Consider the following 23986-nt stretch of genomic DNA (forward strand, 5'->3'; position numbering starts at 1 on the left):
TAAAATTGCCCCCTATATAAATGTTATGCTTCCTGAAACTCTTGTAAATAAGACCATCGTTCGAATAACTTTTCGTATTTTGCATTTAATTCCTCGAGTGAAGTGGTCAGTTCTCTTAGTTTATCGTAATCAGAGCCCGCAGACTCCATTTTTGCCTCTGTCTCTTCAATCGTTGTTTCGATTTTCTCAATATCCTCTTCAATTGTTTCCCATTCTTTTGTTTCAGCATAAGACATTCTTTTCTTTTTCTCGCGTTGTTCCACTTTCGGTGTTTCAATTACCGGTTTTTCTATTACTTCTTCCGCGGCAACATACGATTCAAGATAATCGGAATAAATTCCTAGCCACGTATCCACTTTACCAGTACCGTCCAACACCCATAGTTTTTTTGATGTTCGATCTAGGAAAAAGCGATCATGGGAAATCGTTATGACGACGCCTGGAAATGTTTCGATGAATTCTTCTAATATCGCTAATGTTTCAAGATCTAAATCATTCGTCGGCTCGTCTAAAAGTAGAACGTTCGGCTGTTCCATTAAAAGCTTTAACAAATGGAGTCTTTTTCGTTCTCCACCCGATAATTTCCCGATGAGCGTACCATGGGCTCGTGTCGGGAATAAAAACCTTTCAAGCATTTGTGAAGCCGATATTCGATTGCCATCAGCATCTTCAATATCATTTGATGTTTCTCGGATGTATTCAATAATTCTTTTATTGTCATCCATCGTCGGAATATGTTGATGGAAATGTGCGATTTTCACTGTTGATCCTTTTTCAATTATACCATCGTCTGGGGTAATCTCTTCTGAAAACAAATTCAGCAAAGTCGTTTTTCCGACTCCGTTTGGTCCAACGACTGCAATGCGGTCACCAGATTGAAGTAGACACGAAAATTCTTCTATTATTTTTTTATTTCCAAATGATTTAGAAACATTTATTGTTTCAATCACTTTTCTTCCCAGTCGAGTCGTTTTTAATCCGACATCCATTTCGTCATTCGTATTGTCTTTCTTTACTTGTTCCGCAAGTTCTTCAAAACGACCGATACGCGCTTTTTGTTTCGTTGATCTAGCTCTTGCGCCTCGTTTTATCCACTTTAGTTCTGAACGATATCGATTTTGAAGCTTATCATCCGTTGCAGCTTGCATTTCATCGCGTAATGCCTTCGACTCAATATAGTCACCGTAATTCCCTGTATGCGAATAAAGTTGGGCATTGGAAAGCTCGTATATATGCGTTGATACCGCGTCTAGAAAATAGCGATCATGTGTAACGAAAATAACTGCACCTTGTTCATTTATTAAATATTCCTGCAGCCATGTAATCGAGTTTACATCTAAATGGTTTGTCGGCTCATCCAGCAATAATAAATCAGCTGGTTCAATCAGTACTTTCGCAAGAGCAACCCGCTTTTGTTGGCCACCTGAAAGTTCTCCCATCTTTTTCTCAAACGTCTCGATGCCTAGTCTAGTTAAAATCGTTCTCGCCTTCGAATTTATATCCCAGCCTGACATGCCATCCATTTCGTTTTGAATTTCCGCAAAACGTTCCTGGTTTTTTACGGACTCTGGATTTGAAGTTAAAGCTTTTAATGCATGTTCATATTCCAAGTTCATGCGTATAATCGGCGCATCACTCATAAATACCGCTTCCATCACCGACAAATCTGGATCGACTTCAGGCTCTTGCGGCAAATAGGCAATTCGATAGTTATTCGGATGGTCCATAGAAACTGAATCGGCATCCCCGACTCCTGCAATGATTGACAGAAGCGTTGACTTTCCTGTTCCGTTAATGCCAATAAGCCCCACTTTTTCTCCGCTTGAAATTGTGAACGCTATATTATCAAATAACGTTTTTGCTCCTACTGTATTCGTTAATTTTTCAACGATTAATTGGCTCATTCATTCACTTCCGTTTCTAAAGCTGTACATACCTCTATCATAGCTGATTTTGAGTCATATTTGAAACACTTCGGATTAATAATGTTGATCGTCTCGTCTTTTAACACCATTTTTCACTTTAAATGCAACTTAATAATGAAAATGTGTAACTTACTACAAATGATATTGTTTGAAATTCCAACGAGTGGTACGATTCAGATAAATTGAGTCAGTAAAAATGATTATTATTTCAATAAGGATGTGATGAAACATCGATATCAAAATTGACGAATGCGAGGACTATGAGAAAATAGAAGTTTTAATTAAATGCCCCAAAATGGACGAAATGGTTTTACGTTTGATCGAACTAATTAAGCAAAATACAATTATTCTAACCGGTCGAAAAAATGGCCACACCTATTCCCTTGTAGCCAAAGAATTGTATTATATCGAATCAGTAGAGAATAAATCTTTTCTATATAAACAAAAAGAAGTGTATGAAAGTGATTTAAAACTATACGAGTTCGAGCAATTAGTGGAAGGAACTAATTTTATTCGCATTAGCAAGAACTTAATTGTAAATACATCGCATATCGATAGTGTTCGTGCTTTATTCAATGGAAGGTTTGAAGCAACATTGACGAACGGCGAAAAAGTGATTATCAATCGCCATTATGTCAAGGCATTCAAAACGAAATTTCTCAAATAAGGAGGGAAAAACATGAAAGATTTTATGCGTTATATCGCAGCGAGTTGTATTTCATTCACATTTAGCACTATTTTTTATCTTTTCTTTAGTTTCCGAAGTATTTTTCCTCCTTTTACTGAACAAATGGTTGCCAAAATGTTGGTTATTTCAATCGCGATTATAGTGTTGATTTATATGGTGCATTTATTGCCAATCGAAAATCCATTTTTCTTGCGACTGTTGGAGCTTTCTTCAGTTCTTTTTGTCTTGGTGTTTGCCGGCAGATTTTTTACGATATATCCCTTCACTCCCTACTACACTTTCTTCGTCGTTGTCATTGGCATATTGACGTATGCTGTTGTAATTATTGTGATTTTCTTAGGAGAACAAGTGAGTGCCAGGCGAATTAATTCCGTCATACAAAAACGTAAAATGGAGGGGTTTAATGAATAAAATAATCGAAGTGAACGGCTTGTCTAAATCCTTCGGAAAAGTGAAGGCAGTGAAAGATATCAGCTTCTATGTTGAAGAAGGTGCCCTATTCTCATTTCTTGGAACAAACGGGGCCGGAAAGTCAACGACCATTTCGATATTATTGACGTTATTGAAACAAGATAAAGGTGAAGTGAAAGTTAAGGGATTCACAGTCGGGAAACAAGACGATAAGATTCGACAGGAAATCGGAGTCGTTTTCCAAGATAGTCTTTTAGATCCCTTATTAACAGTCAAAGAAAATTTAGAAATTCGCTGTTCATTTTACGGATTGTCGAAAATAGACAAAAGTAATGCGATTGGACGGGTAACGGCTTTGACTGGTTTACAATCATTTTTAAACAGGCCATATGGAAAGCTGTCAGGCGGTGAAAGAAGAAGAACGGATATCGCCCGGGCACTCATTCATAACCCATCAATCCTAATAATGGATGAACCGACAACTGGACTTGACGCACAGAGTCGTAAGCGTATTTGGCATACAATTTTACAGCTTCAAAATGAAACAAAAATGACAGTTTTTCTAACGACGCATTATATTGAGGAGGCTGCAAATTCTGATTATGTGGTTGTCATGAAAAAGGGCGAAATCATTGCGCGAGGAACTCCCGAGCAATTAAAAAATGAGTACGCTTCCGATAATTTACTACTGACGCCGAGTAACGATGCTGATATGAGAAGAATTTTGGCGGCGAAAGGAATCGAATATACAGAAGAGAGATCGATCTTCCATCTTCCTCTTCAAGAGACAAAGTCAGCAATTCCATTTTTAGCAGAACATGCAGATTTAATCACTTCTTTTGAAGTTAAAAAATCAAATTTGGATGATGTATTTATTGCCATTAATGGAAAGGACGTGGAATAATATGATAGCCTTCACTAAACGAAATATTTTATTATATTTTCGTGATAGAACAGCTGTTTTCTTTTCCCTTCTCGCAGTATTTATTCTTATCGCTTTATATGTTTTATTTTTAGGCGATTTGACGTCGAAAGGACTGCCCGACTTCCCAGCAAAAAAGCAACTCTTAACCTCTTGGTTCATTGCAGGGATTTTAGCTGTCTCTTCAATGACAACCACATTGGGTTCTTTTGGAATTTTGGTTGAAGATCGAGCAAATAACCGTGTATTGGATTTTCATTCTTCCCCTATTTCACGGGCTAAGTTGGTTGGAGGCTATATTTCAAGTGCATTATTTATTGGGTTTTTCATGTGCGCGTTTACATTCATAGTAGCTGAAATTTTTCTGTTTTTATCTGGAGAACCTCTACTTACATTCGATAAAGGCATCATGTTAGTTGGTGTAATCCTATTATCAGTAGTTTCAAGTGGCTCAATGGTTCTTCTAGTCGTCTCTTTCTTCAAAACATCAAATGCATTTGCTGCCGCAAGTACCATCATAGGAACGCTTCTCGGGTTTTTAGCTGGCATATATATTCCGATTGGCACGTTGCCGGACTATCTTCAAACCATCGTGAAATTTTTTCCGGTCTCCCATTCTGCCGCCTTGTTTCGACAAATCTTGATGGATACTTCGCTTATTGATGCTTTTTCAAATGCATCACCAACCCTCAAAGAAACCTTCCTTTTCGATATGGGTGTAAATTATAAAATTAACGGAGAAAAGGCCACTAAACTATTTAGTGTTTTTTATCTGATCGGTACAACAATTCTATTTTTCATTCTTTCAATTCTTGTTATGAACCGAAAACAAAAATAGTAACGGCAAGCACCTGATGATCCAGGTACTTGCTTTTTTTATGCATATTCGCCTAAGTATGCCTGTGATGCATTAGGGTAAACTTTAATAAACGAAACGAGAGCAACATTGGGACAATTTCGCCAATTATAATTATTTTATAATAGCATTATTTTTTATATTGAAAAAGTTATTATTATCTCAAAACCTGAAAAAGTCAGTATTATAAGACATTAATTAATGGTAAAATTTAATTTTGACATTCGAAAACGATTACATGTATTATTAATAAATAATAATATGAGGAGGTTTATCGTGTCTAAATTAACTAAACAACAAATTGTCGAAAGTGTCCCGCAAAAAGGATTTTTCGGACACCCCAAAGGTTTATTCACACTATTCTTCACTGAGTTCTGGGAACGCTTCTCGTATTATGGAATGAGGGCAATCCTCGTATTCTATATGTATTATGAAGTAACGAACGGCGGACTTGGATTAGATAAAACGGTCGCATTATCGATCATGTCTATATATGGTTCACTCGTTTACATGTCTGGAATCATTGGTGGGTGGCTCGCTGACCGGATATTTGGTACATCGAAAGCTGTATTCTACGGTGGTATTTTCATTATGTTTGGCCACTTAGTACTTGCGATACCTGGTAATATTACGATGTTTTTCATCTCGATGGTATTGATCGTAATTGGAACAGGTCTATTAAAACCGAACGTTTCTAGTGTTGTTGGCGACATCTATTCTGAAACCGACAACCGACGTGACGCTGGATTCAGTATCTTCTATATGGGAATCAATATGGGTGGATTCATAGCACCGCTTATCGTAGGTAGTTTAATGAAAACGAGTTTCCACCTTGGTTTCGGTGTTGCGGCATTAGGTATGTTTTTGGGTCTCGTCATGTTTGTCATGACTAAGAAAAAGAATCTAGGGTTAGCTGGAACACAAGTCGCCAATCCATTGGCGCCAGATGAGAAGAAAAAAGTATATACCACTTTCGCTATTTCAGCGATTGTTCTTGCGGCTCTTATTGCAATATCAATCCCACTTGGTTGGTTAACTTTCAATTCCTTTATTGCAATTGTCGGAATCCTCGGCTTTTTAATTCCGACGGCTTATTTTGTTGTTATGTACAGAAGCCCGAAAACGAACGATGTGGAACGCTCTAGAATAATTGCATTCATTCCACTTTTCTTGGCATCTGTAATGTTCTGGGCTATCGCGGAGCAAGGGTCAACAATTCTTGCACTGTATGCGGATACACGAACGGACCTGAATGTCATGGGATTCGAAATCTCCCCTGCATGGTTCCAGTCTTTTAATCCGCTGTTCATAATTATGCTTGCGCCATTTTTCGCTTGGTTATGGGTAAGACTCGGTGATCGACAACCATCGATTCCACAGAAGTTCTCATTAGGTCTTCTGTTTGCTGGTTTATCGTTTATCGTTATTTTATTACCTGGATATTTAGGCGGATCAGATGCGCTTGTGAGTCCGCTTTGGTTAATCCTTAGTATTTTCATGGTTGTGTTGGGTGAATTATGTTTATCGCCTGTTGGATTGTCTGCGACAACAAAGCTGGCACCAGCCGCATTCTCAGCACAAACGATGAGTCTTTGGTTTTTATCAAACGCAGCTGCTCAAGGTTTGAACGCGCAACTTGTAAAATTCTATTCACCGGAAACTGAGATGTTGTATTTTGGTATTATCGGAGGAATTGCAATTGCACTAAGTGTCGTGTTGTACTTTATTTCTCCATTGATTCTGCGCTACATGAAAGGCGTACGTTAATTTCAACTAAAACAGCTATCCTTAATTGGGTAGCTGTTTTTTATGTGCGATGCAAGAACAATAACCCCTTACTTGAATACACTAGAAAGAATGTGTTTTACAAGAAAGGGGAATGGTATGACGAACAACTATTGGAATCAACAATACAATCGATATAGCAGGATTTCCATTGAAGATGCAATGAGTATCGCTCTGTCACAAATACCTGGTGAGATTAAGAAAGTAGAGTTGGATACTGAAAATGGCAGACTCGTATATGAAGTAGATGTTGTGACTAGGCAAGGCATTGAGTATGAAATGGAAATTGATGCTCAAACGGGCCGAATTACTAAATTAAAACGTGATTAAATAAAACAAAAAGGTCAGCGCTGTAGGGCAAAACCAATTGTCGACAGACTGACCTTTTTCAGTTGATTTACACAAGAATTGTCCAGAGAATCATCGTTACTGTAATGGTCGTTACACCCTGTAAAAGTGTAGCCATCGTTTGCGCTTTATAAGCATCGGTAACTTTCATACCACTAAATTCAGTGATAACCCAAAAGAAACTGTCGTTCACGTGACTCACTGTCATCGCACCAGCACCAATTGCCATAACGACAAGCGCCAGCGGAACAGCTCCCGAAATACCCAAGGTTGGTAGCAACGGTGCGATTAAAGTCGATGTAATTACTAGGGATGCGGTAGAAGAACCTTGAGCTGTTTTGAGAGCCGCGGCAATGAAAAATGGAATAAGTAAGAATAAGGCTCCGCTTAATGCATCCATATTCATATAAGCTATTAAATCTGCTACGCCTGAATTGGCAATCACTTTTCCAAATGCCCCACCGGCACCTGTGATAAGTAAAATCGGTGCCGCGCCTTTTAATCCTTCACCAATCCAATTGGTCATTGTTTCTTCGTTCAATTTAGGCAACAATAGAAATGCTGCAAAAACACCGATTAACAAAGCTACTGATGGAGCCCCCAAAAATTTAAAGAAGTTTATAAAACCAGAATCGCTGTCTGTAAGTGCAGAAATCGATCCAATTCCAATTAACACAATTGGAAGAACAATGGGTAAAAAAGCTTTAAATGTAGATGGCATTTCTCCGAAGGACTTTGTGATCTCGTCATAATCAAGTCCGCTATCATCAGTATCTTCTGGAACTTCAATTTTCGAAGCCACTTTTACCGCCCAAAAATAACCAACAATAACTGCAGGAATCGCAACGAAGAGACCAATTAAAATGATTGTGCCTAAATAATTTTCCGCACCTATATTACCTGCAGCCGCAATCGGGCCTGGCGTTGGCGGAACTAACGTATGGGTTGCATACAAACCAGTCGCAAGGGCAACCGACATGGAGGCAATCGCAACTTTTGCTCGTTTGGCAAGTGCCTTTTTCAAGCTTGTCAATATTATGAAACCTGAATCGCAGAAAACCGGTATCGAAACAATATAACCAATAATCGACATCGCCAATTGAGGACGCTTATTACCGATAACACGTAAGACGACTTCCGCCATTCGATAAGCGGCACCAGACTTTTCTAATATAACGCCAATAATCGTACCTGCTACAATGACAATTCCAATACCTTTCATCAGTCCGCCGAATCCATCATTCACACTTTCAACAACATCACCTAGCGGCATGCCGGAAGTAATACCAACGAAGAATGCACCTAAAAGTAAAGATAAAAACGGATGTACTTTAAATACTGCTGTTAACAAGACAATCAACACAACACTGATCGCAATAATAGCAAATAACATGCAAGCACCCCTTATTGTTTTATTTTAGTAAAATAATCTTTTATTACTTTATATGTTTTCATTTTCAAGTAATGAAATGATTCATTCATTGATTCTTCTACCGAGACATCTATTCCAACAACTGAGTGAACTTCATTAAATAAAGGCATTAATAATTCCCTGCTTTCCTCAGCCACAAGTCCAGAAATAAGAAGGATTGGTTTCCCTTTTCTCTGGGCTACTTCCGCTATACCAAATGGTGTTTTCCCAGATAGGGTTTGTACATCTGACATTCCTTCACCAGTCAAAATAAGTTCTGCATCATGGATATGATCATCAAAAGATATCGCGTTTAACACTACATCTATTCCACGTTTCATAACCGAAGGAAAAAATGCCTGAAACGCCCCCCCTGCTCCCCCAGCAGCTCCAGCACCAGTTTTATTATGAAGTCGTATTCCCGTAATATTTTCAGTGATATTTGCGAAATTCAATAGATTTTCATCTAGTAATTTCACAGTCTCGTTAGTTGCACCTTTTTGCGGGCCAAATACATAGGAAGCGCCCTTTAGACCAACAAGTGGATTTTCAACGTCCGACGCAATAATAAATTTACACTCGGCTATCCGCTTATCAAACAATGTAGAGTCGATGCTATAGAGTTCACCTAAAGCACCGCCCCCAAGAGGCAGTTCTGTTCCTGCGCGATTAAGAAATTTCATGCCTAAAGCACTCAACATCCCTGTTCCGGCATCATTGGTACCACTACCACCAAGTCCAATTATGAAATTTCGATAGCCTGCGTCAAGTGCATGTACGGTTAATTCTCCTGTTCCGAATGAAGAAGCCAGAAGTGGATTCTGTTCATGTTCATCGATTAACATCAGACCCGATGCTTCGGCAATTTCAATGACACATGTTTTACCATCACCAAGAACGCCGTAGTCAGCATTAATCATTCGTCCTAGTGGGTCGTGAACGCGGTGGGTAGTTAATATTCCGGAAGTAGACCGGATTAAACTGTCCATAGTCCCTTCACCGCCATCAGCTGCAGGCAATATCTTTATATTTATTGTGGGATCATAACGAAGGATTCCTTCTTCCATCGCTTTTGCTGCTTGTACTGCTGTTAAACTTCCTTTAAACGAATCGGGTGCGACTATGATTTTCACAAATACACCTCCTAATTCTCTTATACATAGAATTATAGTGATAAATAAAGTATTATGCATTATAAAAAAATTTGAATTAACCTCACACTATTAGTGAGAGGTTAATTCCGATTTATTAAAGTTATAAAATAGCTTTTCACTACTAGTAACTACTCCTCTTTTTCCAAAATCGCTTTACCCCCTGAATACAGCCCGCTTGCGGACAAACCCATTAACAATCCAATAAGAATACCCTCATTCACATCATGTGGATGAACATAAATCACCCCAGCCAACACGCTGAATAGCAACGATGCAAGCGGCAAAAACCACTTTTTTCTAAAACCAAAATACTTCAGCACCTGAACTAATCCGATAATTAGCGGAATAAGCGCGACATCGTAAATTTGCACAAGACCGTCCTTTCCTGATTTATATGAAAAAGTATTTAATTTTAATTTAACACCGCAGTAATAGTAATCTATGCAATGATAAAAGAGTCATGAATATATAGTAGCGGTTCCCTTGTATTATTATATTCACATTGAAAAGTTTCGCCCGCTTTCTAAATCCCAAATTCATGTTTAACTAACAGTATTGAGTGGAACTTTATAGATATAATGGAAATGTGTATACTAGAAGTATTATGGAGGTGTGCTTAATGGATTTTTTATTGTACGCTAGTGCGCTCATCGCCGCTCTTTCTTTATTATTAATCGCAATTTTTGTTGTGATTACATTAAAAAGCGCTAAGCAAACGATGGGCGATGTTTCTGAAACATTAAAACGAGTAGAAAATAAAATTGGCGGCATTACTAAACAGTCAGAACAACTACTCGAAAAGACCAACCAAATCGCACAAGATGCAGAAGTCAAAATGCAAAACTTCGAAAGCTTATCGACTACTGCAAAGGATTTAAACAAAACAACAAATTATATGGACCAATCTTTTAAACAAATTTCGGACAAGGTTGCAAATCCTCCAAAAAAGTATTCAGAACTCATGCAACAGACGAATGCAATTACCGAAGTCGCAGCGCGTCTGTATTATGGATTTAAACGCGAACAAGAAAAGAGGCGATAACCATGGGCTTGTTGGAAATTGGCGTACTTATTATCGGTATAGCATTCGCGGTTCTTGTGCTATTTCTAATAAAACCGATAAAAAAACTGACCGATGTACTGGAGAATTTGAAAGAGACAACAGAAAAATTACCAGAGTCTTTTGTTACGATTACCGACCAAACGACATCTGTTCTGCAAGAAGGAAACAAAACAATTGAAAATGTTAATGATCAAGTTAAAGAATTGAGACCTATCTTTGAAATTGTAGGAGATGTCGGTGAAGCTTCACAAGAGTTAACGAACAGCACGTTACAAAAAACAATTGCATTCAAACAAAGAACATCCGAAGCTGTTGAATTTACGAATCGAAAACAATATGAGGGATTATTTGGATTAATGTCGATGATTTATTATTTGTCGCAAAATAAGTTCCTGAAAGAAAAAATTTCAAAAAACAAATAAAAATAACGTGTAGCGGAGGATTACCCCACTACACGTTATTTTTTGTGTTCTCTAATCTCGATTGAGATTTCATTTGTTCGATTTCCATTGCCTTTCTTTCGCCGACTTCATATATTTTTCGTGTTGATCTTTTAGGTATTTCGCGTTTTAAATCATTTCGTCTTTGAAACAGATAATAACCAAGCGCAGCAGTGCCGTATACCCCGCCTAATCGTTTGTTTTGAATATCTGGGTCCACCTTATCCATTTTCTTTTTGGCTGATTTCGTCGCGTCTACGAGAGACGAGGACAATGTACGTGTTGATTCCCCTACATCTCCTACGATTCGAAAATAGGGTGTTAACGTTTCTAGCTTTTCGTTCACATCAGCTAATGTATCATTGCTATTATGTAGCAAGTTTCCGCTTTCGTTAAGTATTTTATCAAGTTGATTTGGAAGTTGTTCAACTGTCTGATCTACCCCGCTAATCACGCTGGCTAAATTATTCAAAACGCGCGCAAAGTAGATGGCTAATACTAAAAAAGAAATTCCTATTAATAATACCCCGATTCCAACTAAATCCATTTCAGGTCCCTCATTTCAAGTTTGTCATTATAATGATGCTTGCTTCCCTTTTCTCCACGAGCGAATAAGACCAAAACTAAATTCTCCATATTGAATTGCACGAATGAACGGCTTAGTTCCAGCCAGGGATTTATCATTTACATATTTTTCGGTTCGAGATTCCAACTCTCCGCTAACGGTCGCAGTTGTATCCCCTACATCTTGAATAGCTAGAAATAATTCATTCGTTGAGGCAAGTTTTTGATCAATATCTATTGCCGTAGCATTCATTTCTACAATTGTCGCTTCCATCTCAGTAATCATTTTATCCAACTTAGTTTCAATTTCCGACGTTGTTGAACCGAGCGTTGAAATAACTGTAGATGTTCTTAACAGAAGTTTTGCGACATAAATTGCAACTAGTAGAAACGAAATTGCAATCAGAAATACGCCAATATTAACGAGCATTATGAAACAACATCCTTTCGTTGCTGAGTTTACCATCACTAGCTTCATTGTAAAGTTATCTTTGTAAATGGGCAAACATATACGCAGCTATCATTAATTGATTAAAAGTAAAGGTGTGAAAATAATGTTTAGTTTAATTATTATTTTGATGCTTGTGTTATTTATTCCTTTTTTCTCGAACACTGTCGCGCGCAACTTGGAAGCCTTCTTATTTCTCATGGGTACAGCCACTGTTCTTATCAGTCAGGTCTATGACTCGACTTTACTCATTAAAGTTTTCAATGATCCATTAAAGATAACGTTTGCGGTCCTAATTGCTGGTTTTATATTTAAGTGGTTTCAGACACCTATTAAAAAAATTATTCTAGGATTGAGTAAAGCGATGCCGTTAAGATTGTTCCTAGCATTAACAGTAATAACGCTAGGACTTGTTTCAAGTGTGATTACTGCAATTATTGCCGCGATTGTACTCGTAACGATTGTCAGCGTTCTGCATCTCGATCGTAAGTCGGAAGTGCGTCTTGTCGTATTAGCCTGTTATTCTATTGGTCTTGGTGCGGTGTTAACGCCAATTGGCGAGCCTTTATCTACAATAGCAACGAGCAAGTTAAATGAAGACTTTTTTTATTTACTGCAATTGATTGGCCCCAACGTGATTCCAGGGGTCATATTATTCGGGTTACTTGCCGCAGTCCTTATTAAACCGAGTAAAAAAATTAACCAATCATTTAAAACACACAGAACTGAATCAAATTTGGATATTATTATACGCAGTTTTAAAGTATATTTATTCGTAATGGCTTTAACGCTGCTCGGCGCCGGATTCGAGCCATTTATTGAAAAATACTTATTAAACTTAAGCCCGCTTGTTCTTTATTGGATCAATATGATTTCAGCTGTTCTTGATAATGCTACTTTGGCAGCTGCGGAAATTAGTCCATCAATGGATAATTCAACAATACAAGCAATATTGCTGGGACTTCTTGTGAGCGGAGGTATGTTAATACCCGGAAACATTCCAAACATTATAGCCGCCGGGAAGCTTTCGATTACCAGCATTGAATGGGCACGGTTCGCCGTTCCTATTGGATTAATAACAATGGTTGCTTATTTCATTGTTATCATTACAATTGCCTAATCATACAGAAATGAAACGTATTAAAAGATATTCAAGCAGCAATAGCTAGATTTTCATCTCTCCCGCTTTTGCGATATAATAGACAGAGGTGATAAAAAATGGATATTGAACTTTATTTAAAAAGATTTCATGCACTTTCTTTTAAAGAGGTTTCGCTTCAAAACTTAGGTGAAATCCAAAACTTACATTTAGAACACATACCTTTCGAAAATCTAGACGTGATTCGACGTATACCGATCTATTTAAATTTGAAAACAATTTACGAAAAAATTGTAATGAAACATCGCGGTGGATATTGTTATGAAGTGAACGGTTTGTTTCACGCATTGTTATGCGAATTGGGATATGATGCGCATCTCGTTTCCGCTACTGTATTAAGGCAAACAGGGGAATGGGCCAAAGCCGATACCCATGCAGCAATTCTCGTTAATCTTGAAGAACCTTATTTAGTAGATGTCGGATTCGGCGCAGCCTGCCCCCGCCTACCGGTTCCGCTGAACGGTGATAAAAAAGTAGATGTTAACGCGGCGTATACAATTACCCAGATTAATGATCGACAATTTGATTTGGTCTATGAATCGGATAAAGAGCAAAGAACATTGTATAGATTTAACAATGAACCTAAAAATCTACTAGACTTCCATGAAGGTTGCGTATTCAACCAAGTTTCAAAAGACTCTTCCTTTACACATCATGATGTAATTACAAAAGCGACGCCTACCGGGAGAGTTACGCTTACAGATCAAACATTAACAATTATTGAAAATGATTTACGGGAAAAAGTTAATCTGTCGGAATCTGAAAAACAACAGACTTTGAGGGACATATTTAACATACAATTATGATTACGAATAACCTATAGATGAATCGTAATTAAGGGGGAAAAATAATGTGGGTTTGGCTCACTGTACTTCTATGTGGGGGTTATTTTCTAGGATGTCTGCATGGAGCCCGCATTGCGCAGATTATTTCTGGAGTTAATCTGAAAACAGAAGGCGTTAAAAATTTCGGTGCATCGAACGCAACAATTGTACTCGGCAAAAAGTTTGGCGCACTAGTTGCAGCAATTGATATTGGTAAAGGCGTACTTGCAGTCATTCTCGCTCGTACGATTGCAGTTCAATCAAATTTATCGGATGAAAATAGCATAATCTTAATCTTTGCTGCGGGGGCTGCGGTCGTTCTTGGTCATATTTTTCCGTTTTATATGAATTTTAATGGGGGTAAAGGAACTGCAACGGTAATTGGAATCTTATTCGGGATTAATTGGATTTTCGGTTTAATCGCGTTTGTTGTTTTTGTTGTCGTCGCACTAGTAACAGACTATCTCATATTCGGTGTCCTAATGCTTTATATTTCATTATTTATTTTTGCGATGTGGTTTTCAGCCGGAATATGGTCCCCTATGATCGCCTTATCTTTATTCGTAATTGCCATTCTGAAACATTTCGAGAATATACAACGAATGAAAAAAGGCGATGAAAGTCGAATCTCTGCTGTTTTCAAAAAAGGCAAGAAATAATGACTAGGAGAATAATATAATGTGTTTAATTAATTTCCATCTAAAAGATCATCCAAACTACAAATTGATCGTCGCGGCAAATCGCGATGAATTTTATGAGCGCCCTACTCGTCCTGCTCATTTTTGGAAAGACGAGCCGGGTCTGTTAGCGGGGCGCGATTTAGTGCAAATGGGCACATGGTTAGGCATTACAAAAAGCGGTCGATTTGCAGCTTTAACAAATTATCGCAATCCAGCTGAATTTGGTGTAGTTAAAGAATCACGCGGCGAGATTGTCAAGAACTTTTTAGTTGAGGATACTTCCCCGTCAGACTTCATACATAAGCTAAACACAAAAAAAGATCTTTATAATGGATTTAATATACTTATCGGGAACACGGAACAACTTCATTACTACAATAATATCAACGAACAAATAATTGTAATCCCACCTGGCACGCATGGTCTAAGTAATCGCTTCCTCAATACGCCTTGGCCGAAAGTAATAAAAGGAAAAGAGATGTTACAAAACTATGTAACGAAGAATGAAATAATGGATGCCGATGAACTCTTCAATATTTTAATGAATGCGGAACTAGCTGAAGATGCAAGTTTACCGAAAACGGGTGTCGAACTAGAACTTGAACGGCAATTATCTCCGCTTTTCATCCAAACGCCTAATTATGGCACGCGTTGTTCAACGATATTGCTAGTAGACCATGATAATAATGTGACATTCATTGAACGAACGTATGAAAACGGGCAATTTAAACTTGAAAACAATTATTCTTTTCAAATTTCCTAGTATATTAATAGAAGAAAACTGACAATATCGATACTTCTTAATCTATTTATTGGTACAGTTTGTTCTGATTTGTTAGTATTATCATGTAAGCAACATTATAATCTAGGGAGTGAGAATGAATGAGTAAAAAAGAAAATCAGAAGAAATTCACTACAGCTGCCGGTGCTCCGGTGGTTGACAATCAAAACTCAATGACAGCGGGTCCAAGAGGGCCTATGCTACTCCAAGATGTATGGTTCTTAGAAAAGATGGCTCATTTTGATCGCGAGGTCATTCCCGAGCGACGTATGCACGCGAAAGGTTCCGGTGCGCATGGCACGTTCACTGTTACACATGACATCACAAAATACACAAGCGCGAAAGTCTTCTCAGAAGTGGGAAAGAAAACAGATGTCTTCGCTCGTTTCTCGACAGTTGCTGGAGAACGGGGCGCAGCGGACGCTGAGCGCGACATACGCGGATTTTCACTTAGATTTTATACAGAACAAGGAAACTGGGACGTAGTCGGAAATAATACACCGGTATTCTTTTTCCGAGATCCGCTTCAATTCCCTGACTTAAACCATGCTGTTAAGCGCGATCCGCGAACGAATATGCGTAGTGCAAATAATAACTGGGATTTCTGGACATCATTACCTGAAGCACTTCACCAAGTGACAATTGTCATGAGTGATCGCGGCATTCCAAAATCATACAGAAATATGCACGGATTCGGAAGTCATACATTCAGTATGATTAACGCTGAAAATGAACGGGTTTGGGTTAAATTCCACTTCCGTACGCAACAAGGAATTGAAAATATAACTGACAAAGATGCAGTAGAGCTTGTCGGTGTCGACCGTGAAAGTCATCAACGTGACCTTTATGAGTCTATCGAAAACGGCGAATTCCCGAAATGGAAAATGTATATCCAAGTGATGACGGAAGAAGAAGCAGCCAACATGCCTTATAATCCATTTGATTTAACTAAAGTCTGGTATAAAAAAGACTTCCCGCTTATTGAAGTAGGCGAATTTGAACTGAATCGAAACCCTGATAATTATTTTGCGGAGGTAGAACAACTTGCAGTTACACCTGCAAACGTTGTACCAGGAATCAGCTTCTCACCAGATAAAATGTTGCAAGGTCGCCTCTTCTCTTATGGCGATGCACAGCGTTATCGTTTAGGCGTTAATCATCATCAAATTCCGATTAACCAACCTAAATGCCCTATGCATAGCTTCCACCGCGATGGTGCAATGAGAGTTGACGGAAACTTAGGAAGTACGATTCATTACGAACCGAACAGCTACGGCGAATGGCAAGAGCAACCACAATATAAAGAACCTGCCCTTGATATTCATGGTGCCGCAGACCGTTGGGATTTCAGAGAAGATGACGATAACTACTTTGAACAACCTGGTAAATTATTCAACTTGATGAACGATGAGCAAAAACAAGAACTATTTTTAAATACTGCAGCTAATATGAGCGGCGTCGATAAACATATCCAACTCCGCCATATCACACACTGCTATAAAGCGGATCCTGCATATGGTGAAGGCGTTGCAGAAGCACTTGGCATTCCATGGAATGAAGTCGAGGCTGCCGCAGCTGCATCATTCGAACCAAAATAAAAACAAAAGCGCAAGGCGCCCGTTTAGCCCCGACAGGCATAAGCAATCTAACGGCGTGGCGTCCTTTGCTGGGGAAGAATGCAGTTCAATTCTTCTTTATAGTTAGATTGCTTATGACCCGAGGGGCTGGTGCCTGAAGCTAGACGTGAAATCTCATGTTAGAAGATATCCACAGTACAAAAATTTATAGTTTCCATCATTAAAAAGAGTAGCGTTATCGCTACTCTTTTTCATCTATTATCAAATTAATTTAGTTGTCATAATTGCCTTACCGTCAGCAACAGTCAGCTCTGCAAAAGCACCGTTCACAAATGTCATTTGCGGTGGAACATGTCCGATATCCGCATCATAAACGACAGGTACATCTAGTATTTTTGCGATTCTTTCTAATGCTTCGATATAAGTAAAGTCCTCTTCTGCTTCGCCCGCATCTGTTCGCCCAAAAACAATTCCTGAAGTGTTATCAAACCATCCAGCGTAATAAAACTGTAAAAGTGAACGATAAAAATCAGGGGCATCCATATCACAATTCTCAAGTACCCATATGATTTTCTCATTCGGTATGAATTTTGTCTGAAATGAATGAATATCTCCGAAAGGCGTTCCTATAAGATGTCGAATCGTATCGATGCAACCAGACAAAATTCTTCCCTCAACTTGAATGGGATTATCCCCGATTGTCTTCCATTCAGTAGGCGCATCCAATTTAAAAACATACGGCTCAGGCGGCGCAAAATGCTGCCACTCAGTTTGATACTTTTCAGACGAATATTGCGTAATACTATCCCCTTTCGCGGCAGATAAGACATCCATGAATTTGGCAGTGACCGGATCCCATTCATCGCTTCTCAAGTCGACGAAATTCGTCCCGTGAACAGTAGCGATTCCTGTTAATAATGTGATAGGCAAAAGAAGCGTGCTAGTATCCGAGTAACCAACGATCCACTTTGGTTCCAGTTTTTCAAATTCGAGAAGCGGAAGCGTTTCGGAAATAAATTCACCGCCCCAGGGTGGAATTATCGCACCTACTTCATCATCCATCATCATTTCCATAAATTCTAAAACTCGAATTTCCGGTGAAGCAGATGTAAGTTTTTCATTCGACCATGCGGTGTCCCCAAGTTCCACAGAATATCCTCTTTGTTCAAATTGATGAGCCGCTTTCCTTAGAATATGATGGAGTTCACTATCAACACCAGATGACATTGCGCTAACGCCGATTGTCTGCCCTTTTACTAGAGGACTTGGATAATGAATCATATACACACACTTCCCTTTTACTATCAATTTTTCCATTCATCTAAATCTTACCACACTAGGAAACTAATTCCCTAAAAAGAAAATGGAAAACAGTTTAAGCAATTCTGCATTGCTCATCAGTTTCCCATCTTTGAATTAAGGTAAAAATAATAGTGTAAAGGAAATGGTATCAATATGGTTTTTGTCTGCCCACAAAACGAAATAATTATACGTATTTCCATCGAGTTGTATTGGTTCAGGATACTTTACAATATAAGCCGCCTGCTTATTCATTTCTGCTGGTTGATCGGAGGAAGGTAAAATCGTGCAAGCTTCGATATATGGATTTTCGGACGTTATGATTTTAGGAGTTGTTCCGTATGGGTTTAACTCATGGAAAGCTTCATCATGGCATATGTCGTCAATGTTCTCTGAGCCAAAAATGGCCGATACTTGAAAAAATCCATCGTCTCCGACGTATCTTTCATCATTGATTTTTTTCCAACTTGCAGGATATTGAAAATTAACACCAAAAGACTCGTTTGTATAATCCTTTTTAGCTAAATCCAATACAGGTTCCGGCGACCAATTCAATGACATAATAGTGAACCCTTTAAGGAGTTGAATTGGCACAAGGCGTTTAAGATCAATCACCCACATCTCTTTTGAAAATTCAGCAGCAGAACAACCTGATAAATATGCTAAATCGGATCCGTCCGGTGACCAAGTAACCGGAGTTGAGAAGCAATTTGATATGGCCCAAATACGATCATCGGCTCCTTTCCGTTTTACTGATCTTATTTGAGAGAAATATGAATTGTTCGCGAGGTCAGTTGCGCTATAAGCAATCTTTAATGAATCCGGTGACCATTTAGGATAATAGTTTTTTGCCTGTGGTCCTCCTTTTACTTCATATACTTTCCCCGTTGCTAGTTCTATCGTATTGATTATTGAAATACTCGCTCCAGGCGTTGTGTACAACACAAAAGTTCCATCTGGTGATAATTGAACATTTTGTAATAGTCCATTTTCGTTATTTGTAATTTGTTCCTTTTCATTTCCAATTATTCGACATCGGTAAAGTTGACTTACCCCGGAAGTATCTAATGCTTGAAACAATAGTTCCTCTCCATTCGGAAACCAGTTAACATCTGATGCGCCTGGTTGTTCAACTATCGTCCCCGCGTGCAATGTCGTATTATACACCTGAATGATGCCACGGGCTGCATAAGCCAAATGCACACTATCTGGTGACCAATCCAAACTAAAATCTCCGCCTTCAGCTAACTGATCAATTGCGCCAATTGATCCTGAAGTTAAATAAATAACATAAACCACTCGGTCTTTTCCTACAAATGCGATTCTGCTGCTATCAGGTGACCACATCGGGATTGAAAAGGTATCGCCCAACCCACTAGTCAATTGCTTAGTTTCACCGTTTCGTAGATTGTATGTCCAAATATCAAATTGTCCCCCTTGATTGGAGGTATACGCAATAAAACCGGATCCTCCCGGAGGAACATAAGGGATTTTTAGCTTCATACCAGGAGAAATAGTTGCGTCCGGCAACTTATTTAGTTTTTGTATGGCATCAGTATTAATTCGATTTTCTGTTAAAACATTGTAACGCTGGGCAATTTTATATAATGTATCTCCCCGTTGCACGACATAAAAAGGAACACCGGGCGGGATTTTTAGCACTTGGTTTACATGTAGAAGATAAGGTGGTGTCAACTTGTTGGCTTCAACTATAACAGATATCGGCAACCCAAATAATTGGGCGATCCAATATACAGAATCACCGGATTGAACATGATACTCGTTTACACCAGGAGGAATAGATAATTGTTCGCCTACTGAAATCGTATAGGGGGCTTGCAAATTATTTGAAGCGATTATAGAAGCGACGGGCACTCGCCATCGTTTTGCAATGTCTTTCAAAGTTTCATTGTGACGTACGGTATAAAAATACTGCAAAAAAACACTTCCCTTCTATTGTAAGAACAGTATTCTACCCATAGCTATGTTATTCGTCCTTGGGCAAAAATGTTCGCTAATAAAAGGAAGTGTGAGTTATGAGTAAACTGCTCAATCAGTCTACGAGATGTAATTTTGTGCATCTATATAAAGACTTGCCATGCCACCGTATAAACAGTGGAAAAATGAATCAGGCGCATTTAAGGAAAAAGAATTATAGTTTTTCGGGTCGATGTCTAGCACCGTTTCAAATAACTTGGCACTGTTGTCAAAGGCATAGAAACAATAATAGGTATAGTTGAATTTCGGCATTTGTTCAAAAGTCGTAACGATTTCTTTTGCATATTTATCGATATTATTCGTCGCTTTTTGGACCATTGAAACTGCGTCTTCTAAAGTCAACTCGATATTCACTGTATTTTCATCGATTATGTTGACTTTTGCCATTGCAAACACCCCCTCTTTATTTCAGTTTTGTAATTTTCACTTGAAATGTAATCGGACCTTGTTCAATATATTCCCAATCGAATTTTCCTTCATGCGTTGATTCTAATTGGAATCGTAGCGGAATTGGATCATGATCATTGACAATTAACATCGACTCGGATGGTTGTAAACTTTCGTATGTTTCGAAGATTGTTTTATGCTTTAGATGCGGCGGGTACTCTGTCACCTGAATTACTGAAGTATAGTTTGCCATTAGCTGTTCCTCCTTTAATTGTTGGTTCCTAAACCAAAGTATAAGCCTGTATGATAATTAATGCTGTGATTCAAGTCACATTAAAGTCATTCTAATATAAAAAATCCCGAATTTACAATTATAGTTGTAAATGCGGGATTTTATAAATGGTGGATAGTATAGATGGGGTAATGCAATATTCTAGTGTACGGTTTTAACTTGGTCCGTTGATTTCCGTTCCGGGTGGCCGCTTTCCTGCGGGCGAGCGCGAAGAGCGGAAAGATAGAGTTCAATCTTTCCCTGCCGCTTCCCTCGCTACGCTCAGTCCAGGGTCTCGACTGTCTCGCTGATTCCGCTGGAGTCGCCACCCTACACTTCTAATCAACTCCTTCTACATAAAGGGACACTCAGTCAAAGCTTTCCTTCAAGGTACTCAAAACTTAGCTTATCTGCTAAAAACCGGCAGTGCGATAAAAATCATCATAAAGAAAATGATTGTTAAGTAATTTACGGAATAAAGGAAGATTACGCGTGCCCATTTTACGTCGTTTTTAATGTAGAATCCAGCTATGCTTAACCCTAAGAAAATGATGTTCAGAACCGTTGCAATAATAATAAAGGTAAGTCCTAATGCCGGTAAAAGGAAAGGAAGCGGAAGTAAACAAGCAACGTAAACTGCGATTTGTCTTTTTGTTATTGCAAAGCCGCGAACTACGGGTAACATTGCAACGCCTGCTGCTTTATATTCTTCACATCTTCTAATTCCGATAGCAAATGTATGTGGAATCTGCCAAATAAACAAAAGAAGCGCTATAACGATTGGAACTATATGATAACTAGGTGCAATTGCAGCCCAACCAATTAATGGCGTCACAGCTCCTGAAATACTGCCTATCGCTGTATTCAATGTGTATTTACGCTTAGACCAAAATGTATAAAAAACAACATATGTAATCCATCCTAGAAATGCATAAACAAACGTTTCAATCGTCGTGAAAAACAAAATTAAAAAACCTACTGCCGATAATATAATGCCAATTGAGAGAACTGTCTTCATTGAAAAGTTTCCAGTAACGGTCGGCCGCTTTTGTGTTCTGGCCATTTCCCTATCAAGATCGACTTCATACCAATTATTAAGTGTTAGCGCACCGGCAACAACCAATGTACTGCCAATGATTGTAATTAAAAACAACTTCCAGTGTTCGCCAAATGAAGCATTTGTAAAATACAACGCCAAACAAAAGCCTGTTAAAACAGGAAGTATATTCGTTATTAATACAAGACCTTTAAACAAAGAAATTAAATCCAGAATAATCGTAGAGACTTTATTTTCTTTCTCTAGATCTTTAGTTTTAAAGTTTTGCATTGTCGTAATTTCAACTTTGTCCATCAACGGTCTCCCCTTAAATCAACGATTGATCATAAAACCAATGTAACTTCATATAGTAATTAATTTTACTACCCCTTTCGTAGTAAAACAATGAATATGACACATTTTAAGATAGGCGAAAGGTTCTGAATTATCATTAGTTCTAAATAAGGATTCAATGTCTATATTTCTTGAATTTATTAATTTCCCCTTATTGCTTTTCATGGTATAGTAATTTGTGGAGAAATGGAGGGTCCCTTACATGATTGAACTCAATAATGTTGAGAAAGCTTTCGGAAATGTGAAAGCTGTACTTCCCTTATCCTTAACAATCAATAAAGGCGAAATCCATGGCATTGTTGGAACGAGCGGTGCCGGGAAATCAACTTTAGTAAGGATGATGAATTTATTAGAGAGACCCGATAATGGAACCGTTCGAGTGGGAGATCAATTCCTGACGAATCTTTCCGACAAAGAGTTACGAAAAGCTAGGCAAAACATTGGAATGATTTTTCAACAATTTCAATTGGTTCTTAATCGAACAGTCGCTGAGAATGTTGAAATGCCACTTGAATTGGTTGGAATGCCAAAACAGAAACGATCAAAACGTATTGAGGAATGTCTTCATTTTGTAGGTATTTCAGACAAAAAAGATGCCTATCCAGCCCAATTAAGCGGCGGTCAAAAACAACGCGTTGCAATTGCAAGAGCGTTAGCGAATAACCCGGATGTTCTCTTATGCGATGAACCTACTTCTTCGCTTGATCCCAAAACAACAACGGAAGTCTTGCAAGTTTTACGTCATATTAAAGAAACTTTGGGTGTCACAATTGTTATTGTCACACATGAAATGGATGTCGTGAAAAGTATTTGCGAACATGTTTCAATTATGAAAGATGGACAAATTGTCGATAGTTTCGCAATTGAACCGCAAGGCCTAAATGAGGATGAAGATCATTACATAGAAGACTTAAAAAGAATCGCGGTGGTTAAACCTTAATGGATAAAATCATCGAGTATCAATCAGAGATTTGGCTATCTATCGGACAAACTTTTGTTATGGTCGGAATCTCGATTCTTGCGGCCGTTCTGGTAGGATTACCTTTAGGTACATATCTTTATCTAAGCAGACAAGGTAATTTGTATGAAAATAAATTATTATTTTCAATTCTGGATACGTTTGTGAACATCGTACGTTCATTTCCATTTCTGCTGCTCGTCGTATTTCTAATTCCATTCACTCGTTTTGTCATTGGAACGGCATTAGGCACCATGGCAGCAACCGTACCTTTGTCCATCATTTCCGTCGCTTATTACGCACGGTTGGTTGAACAATCGCTACTGGATGTTCCAAAAGGGATTATCGAAGCGGCGATTTCTATGGGTGCATCTAAAGTGCAAGTGATTTTTAAATTCCTTTATCGAGAAGCGAGATCGGGTCTTATTTTCGGTTTAACTACAGCAACGATTAGTTTTATTTCATATTCCACTGTCATGGGAATTGTCGGCGGTGGCGGTGTCGGCGACTTTGCAATTAAATACGGTTATCAACGTTTTGAAACCGAACTCATGACTTTTACTATAATAATCATGATAATTCTCGTTCAAGCTATTCAAATTATCGGTACTAAAGCTTCAAAAAAACTAGATAAGAGATCGTAAAAA

At 38.4% G+C, this 23986-nt stretch carries 26 protein-coding genes; 15 read left to right on the forward strand and 11 right to left on the reverse strand.

Going from position 1 to position 23986, the window contains the following annotated elements; translation table 11 throughout:
• Window positions 1-23: 23 nt before the first annotated feature.
• Window positions 24-1904, reverse strand: a complete 1881-nt coding sequence (locus JSQ81_RS02125) for an ABC-F family ATP-binding cassette domain-containing protein (RefSeq protein ID WP_212606097.1) — start codon at window positions 1902-1904, stop codon at window positions 24-26.
• Between the two features lie 325 nt (window positions 1905-2229).
• On the opposite strand from JSQ81_RS02125, the gene JSQ81_RS02130 reads away from it, so the two are divergent.
• From JSQ81_RS02130 to JSQ81_RS02155, 6 genes are all read left to right on the forward strand, one after another.
• Window positions 2230-2592 carry a LytTR family DNA-binding domain-containing protein gene (locus JSQ81_RS02130; protein ID WP_212606098.1) on the forward strand — a complete coding sequence of 121 codons (363 nt, stop codon included), beginning with the start codon at window positions 2230-2232 and terminating at the stop codon, window positions 2590-2592.
• A gap of 12 nt (window positions 2593-2604) precedes the next feature.
• Window positions 2605-3024 (forward strand): hypothetical protein, encoded by a 420-nt coding sequence (locus JSQ81_RS02135; RefSeq protein WP_212606099.1) that lies wholly within the window; start codon window positions 2605-2607, stop codon window positions 3022-3024.
• A complete protein-coding gene (locus JSQ81_RS02140; protein WP_212606100.1) occupies window positions 3017-3928 on the forward strand; it encodes an ABC transporter ATP-binding protein in 912 nt (303 codons plus the stop codon). The genes JSQ81_RS02135 and JSQ81_RS02140 overlap by 8 nt, the downstream gene beginning before the upstream one ends.
• Before the next feature lies 1 nt (window position 3929).
• The gene (locus JSQ81_RS02145; RefSeq protein WP_212606101.1) at window positions 3930-4784 is read left to right on the forward strand and encodes an ABC transporter permease; all 855 of its coding nucleotides are present in this window, start codon (window positions 3930-3932) and stop codon (window positions 4782-4784) included.
• A gap of 279 nt (window positions 4785-5063) precedes the next feature.
• Window positions 5064-6569 (forward strand): peptide MFS transporter, encoded by a 1506-nt coding sequence (locus JSQ81_RS02150; protein WP_371812535.1) that lies wholly within the window; start codon window positions 5064-5066, stop codon window positions 6567-6569.
• A gap of 117 nt (window positions 6570-6686) precedes the next feature.
• Complete coding sequence (locus tag JSQ81_RS02155) at window positions 6687-6917, forward strand: PepSY domain-containing protein (RefSeq protein ID WP_212606103.1); 231 nt, start codon at window positions 6687-6689, stop codon at window positions 6915-6917.
• Between the two features lie 67 nt (window positions 6918-6984).
• On the opposite strand, the gene JSQ81_RS02160 is transcribed toward JSQ81_RS02155, so the two are convergent.
• The 3 genes from JSQ81_RS02160 to JSQ81_RS02170 all read right to left on the reverse strand — a co-directional run bounded on the left by JSQ81_RS02160 (window position 6985) and on the right by JSQ81_RS02170 (window position 9871).
• Window positions 6985-8328: a GntP family permease gene (locus JSQ81_RS02160; RefSeq protein WP_212606104.1), complete on the reverse strand. Its 1344-nt coding sequence runs from the start codon at window positions 8326-8328 to the stop codon at window positions 6985-6987.
• 11 nt (window positions 8329-8339) lie between these two features.
• On the reverse strand, window positions 8340-9479 hold the full coding sequence (locus JSQ81_RS02165) for a glycerate kinase (protein ID WP_212606105.1): 1140 nt from the start codon (window positions 9477-9479) through the stop codon (window positions 8340-8342).
• Between the two features lie 149 nt (window positions 9480-9628).
• Window positions 9629-9871, reverse strand: coding sequence for a hypothetical protein (locus JSQ81_RS02170; protein WP_212606106.1), 243 nt, complete (start codon window positions 9869-9871; stop codon window positions 9629-9631).
• A 248-nt stretch (window positions 9872-10119) separates the two neighbouring features.
• Between JSQ81_RS02170 and JSQ81_RS02175 the strand changes: the two genes are divergently transcribed.
• Both JSQ81_RS02175 and JSQ81_RS02180 read left to right on the forward strand, forming a co-directional pair.
• Complete coding sequence (locus JSQ81_RS02175) at window positions 10120-10542, forward strand: DUF948 domain-containing protein (protein ID WP_212606107.1); 423 nt, start codon at window positions 10120-10122, stop codon at window positions 10540-10542.
• 2 nt (window positions 10543-10544) lie between these two features.
• On the forward strand, window positions 10545-10985 hold the full coding sequence (locus JSQ81_RS02180; RefSeq protein ID WP_212606108.1) for a DUF948 domain-containing protein: 441 nt from the start codon (window positions 10545-10547) through the stop codon (window positions 10983-10985).
• Window positions 10986-11013: 28 nt separating this feature from the next.
• Here the strand turns inward: JSQ81_RS02180 and JSQ81_RS02185 are convergent, their stop codons facing one another.
• Window positions 11014-11550 carry a DUF948 domain-containing protein gene (locus tag JSQ81_RS02185; protein ID WP_212606109.1) on the reverse strand — a complete coding sequence of 179 codons (537 nt, stop codon included), beginning with the start codon at window positions 11548-11550 and terminating at the stop codon, window positions 11014-11016.
• 27 nt (window positions 11551-11577) lie between these two features.
• The gene (locus tag JSQ81_RS02190; RefSeq protein WP_212606110.1) at window positions 11578-11997 is read right to left on the reverse strand and encodes a DUF948 domain-containing protein; all 420 of its coding nucleotides are present in this window, start codon (window positions 11995-11997) and stop codon (window positions 11578-11580) included.
• A 121-nt stretch (window positions 11998-12118) separates the two neighbouring features.
• Here JSQ81_RS02190 and JSQ81_RS02195 point away from each other — a divergent pair, with 121 nt between their 5' ends.
• The 5 genes from JSQ81_RS02195 (at window position 12119) to JSQ81_RS02215 (ending at window position 17057) form a co-directional block, all read left to right on the forward strand.
• Window positions 12119-13135, forward strand: a complete 1017-nt coding sequence (locus tag JSQ81_RS02195; RefSeq protein WP_212607517.1) for a DUF1646 family protein — start codon at window positions 12119-12121, stop codon at window positions 13133-13135.
• 98 nt (window positions 13136-13233) lie between these two features.
• A complete protein-coding gene (locus tag JSQ81_RS02200; protein ID WP_212606111.1) occupies window positions 13234-13980 on the forward strand; it encodes an arylamine N-acetyltransferase family protein in 747 nt (248 codons plus the stop codon).
• Window positions 13981-14024: 44 nt separating this feature from the next.
• Entirely contained in the window at window positions 14025-14657 is a 633-nt protein-coding gene (locus JSQ81_RS02205) for a glycerol-3-phosphate acyltransferase (protein WP_212606112.1), read from the forward strand.
• A gap of 19 nt (window positions 14658-14676) precedes the next feature.
• On the forward strand, window positions 14677-15441 hold the full coding sequence (locus tag JSQ81_RS02210; protein ID WP_212606113.1) for an NRDE family protein: 765 nt from the start codon (window positions 14677-14679) through the stop codon (window positions 15439-15441).
• Between the two features lie 119 nt (window positions 15442-15560).
• Window positions 15561-17057, forward strand: coding sequence for a catalase (locus JSQ81_RS02215; protein ID WP_212606114.1), 1497 nt, complete (start codon window positions 15561-15563; stop codon window positions 17055-17057).
• Between the two features lie 240 nt (window positions 17058-17297).
• Here the strand turns inward: JSQ81_RS02215 and JSQ81_RS02220 are convergent, their stop codons facing one another.
• The 5 genes from JSQ81_RS02220 to cyoE all read right to left on the reverse strand — a co-directional run bounded on the left by JSQ81_RS02220 (window position 17298) and on the right by cyoE (window position 22342).
• Complete coding sequence (locus JSQ81_RS02220) at window positions 17298-18353, reverse strand: S66 family peptidase (protein WP_249336610.1); 1056 nt, start codon at window positions 18351-18353, stop codon at window positions 17298-17300.
• Between the two features lie 99 nt (window positions 18354-18452).
• The gene (locus JSQ81_RS02225) at window positions 18453-20273 is read right to left on the reverse strand and encodes a LysM peptidoglycan-binding domain-containing protein (RefSeq protein ID WP_212606115.1); all 1821 of its coding nucleotides are present in this window, start codon (window positions 20271-20273) and stop codon (window positions 18453-18455) included.
• 120 nt (window positions 20274-20393) lie between these two features.
• The gene (locus JSQ81_RS02230; RefSeq protein WP_212606116.1) at window positions 20394-20720 is read right to left on the reverse strand and encodes a hypothetical protein; all 327 of its coding nucleotides are present in this window, start codon (window positions 20718-20720) and stop codon (window positions 20394-20396) included.
• Window positions 20721-20736: 16 nt separating this feature from the next.
• Window positions 20737-20973: a DUF2249 domain-containing protein gene (locus tag JSQ81_RS02235; RefSeq protein ID WP_212606117.1), complete on the reverse strand. Its 237-nt coding sequence runs from the start codon at window positions 20971-20973 to the stop codon at window positions 20737-20739.
• A gap of 424 nt (window positions 20974-21397) precedes the next feature.
• On the reverse strand, window positions 21398-22342 hold the full coding sequence (cyoE, locus tag JSQ81_RS02240) for a heme o synthase (RefSeq protein WP_212606118.1): 945 nt from the start codon (window positions 22340-22342) through the stop codon (window positions 21398-21400).
• 241 nt (window positions 22343-22583) lie between these two features.
• Here cyoE and JSQ81_RS02245 point away from each other — a divergent pair, with 241 nt between their 5' ends.
• Window positions 22584-23321 carry a methionine ABC transporter ATP-binding protein gene (locus tag JSQ81_RS02245; protein WP_212606119.1) on the forward strand — a complete coding sequence of 246 codons (738 nt, stop codon included), beginning with the start codon at window positions 22584-22586 and terminating at the stop codon, window positions 23319-23321.
• A complete protein-coding gene (locus tag JSQ81_RS02250; RefSeq protein WP_212606120.1) occupies window positions 23321-23983 on the forward strand; it encodes a methionine ABC transporter permease in 663 nt (220 codons plus the stop codon). The genes JSQ81_RS02245 and JSQ81_RS02250 overlap by 1 nt, the downstream gene beginning before the upstream one ends.
• Window positions 23984-23986: the final 3 nt, after the last annotated feature.

It is taken from the genome of Sporosarcina sp. Marseille-Q4063, from assembly GCF_018309085.1.
GTDB lineage: Bacteria > Bacillota > Bacilli > Bacillales_A > Planococcaceae > Sporosarcina.

Excerpts from the sequence above, each read along its gene's own strand:
- JSQ81_RS02220 (WP_249336610.1), bottom strand. The coding sequence starts at position 18,353 with ATGGAAAAATTGATAGTAAAAGGGAAGTGTGTGTATATGATTCATTAT.
- JSQ81_RS02205 (WP_212606112.1), top strand. The coding sequence starts at position 14,025 with ATGTGGGTTTGGCTCACTGTACTTCTATGTGGGGGTTATTTTCTAGGA.
- JSQ81_RS02230 (WP_212606116.1), bottom strand. The coding sequence starts at position 20,720 with ATGGCAAAAGTCAACATAATCGATGAAAATACAGTGAATATCGAGTTG.
- JSQ81_RS02125 (WP_212606097.1), bottom strand. The coding sequence starts at position 1,904 with ATGAGCCAATTAATCGTTGAAAAATTAACGAATACAGTAGGAGCAAAA.
- JSQ81_RS02140 (WP_212606100.1), top strand. The coding sequence starts at position 3,017 with ATGAATAAAATAATCGAAGTGAACGGCTTGTCTAAATCCTTCGGAAAA.
- JSQ81_RS02145 (WP_212606101.1), top strand. The coding sequence starts at position 3,930 with ATGATAGCCTTCACTAAACGAAATATTTTATTATATTTTCGTGATAGA.
- JSQ81_RS02130 (WP_212606098.1), top strand. The coding sequence starts at position 2,230 with ATGGTTTTACGTTTGATCGAACTAATTAAGCAAAATACAATTATTCTA.
- JSQ81_RS02175 (WP_212606107.1), top strand. The coding sequence starts at position 10,120 with ATGGATTTTTTATTGTACGCTAGTGCGCTCATCGCCGCTCTTTCTTTA.
- JSQ81_RS02210 (WP_212606113.1), top strand. The coding sequence starts at position 14,677 with ATGTGTTTAATTAATTTCCATCTAAAAGATCATCCAAACTACAAATTG.
- JSQ81_RS02180 (WP_212606108.1), top strand. The coding sequence starts at position 10,545 with ATGGGCTTGTTGGAAATTGGCGTACTTATTATCGGTATAGCATTCGCG.
- JSQ81_RS02245 (WP_212606119.1), top strand. The coding sequence starts at position 22,584 with ATGATTGAACTCAATAATGTTGAGAAAGCTTTCGGAAATGTGAAAGCT.
- JSQ81_RS02185 (WP_212606109.1), bottom strand. The coding sequence starts at position 11,550 with ATGGATTTAGTTGGAATCGGGGTATTATTAATAGGAATTTCTTTTTTA.
- JSQ81_RS02200 (WP_212606111.1), top strand. The coding sequence starts at position 13,234 with ATGGATATTGAACTTTATTTAAAAAGATTTCATGCACTTTCTTTTAAA.
- JSQ81_RS02215 (WP_212606114.1), top strand. The coding sequence starts at position 15,561 with ATGAGTAAAAAAGAAAATCAGAAGAAATTCACTACAGCTGCCGGTGCT.
- JSQ81_RS02160 (WP_212606104.1), bottom strand. The coding sequence starts at position 8,328 with ATGTTATTTGCTATTATTGCGATCAGTGTTGTGTTGATTGTCTTGTTA.
- JSQ81_RS02135 (WP_212606099.1), top strand. The coding sequence starts at position 2,605 with ATGAAAGATTTTATGCGTTATATCGCAGCGAGTTGTATTTCATTCACA.
- JSQ81_RS02250 (WP_212606120.1), top strand. The coding sequence starts at position 23,321 with ATGGATAAAATCATCGAGTATCAATCAGAGATTTGGCTATCTATCGGA.
- cyoE (WP_212606118.1), bottom strand. The coding sequence starts at position 22,342 with ATGGACAAAGTTGAAATTACGACAATGCAAAACTTTAAAACTAAAGAT.
- JSQ81_RS02150 (WP_371812535.1), top strand. The coding sequence starts at position 5,064 with ATGAGGAGGTTTATCGTGTCTAAATTAACTAAACAACAAATTGTCGAA.
- JSQ81_RS02190 (WP_212606110.1), bottom strand. The coding sequence starts at position 11,997 with ATGCTCGTTAATATTGGCGTATTTCTGATTGCAATTTCGTTTCTACTA.
- JSQ81_RS02235 (WP_212606117.1), bottom strand. The coding sequence starts at position 20,973 with ATGGCAAACTATACTTCAGTAATTCAGGTGACAGAGTACCCGCCGCAT.
- JSQ81_RS02155 (WP_212606103.1), top strand. The coding sequence starts at position 6,687 with ATGACGAACAACTATTGGAATCAACAATACAATCGATATAGCAGGATT.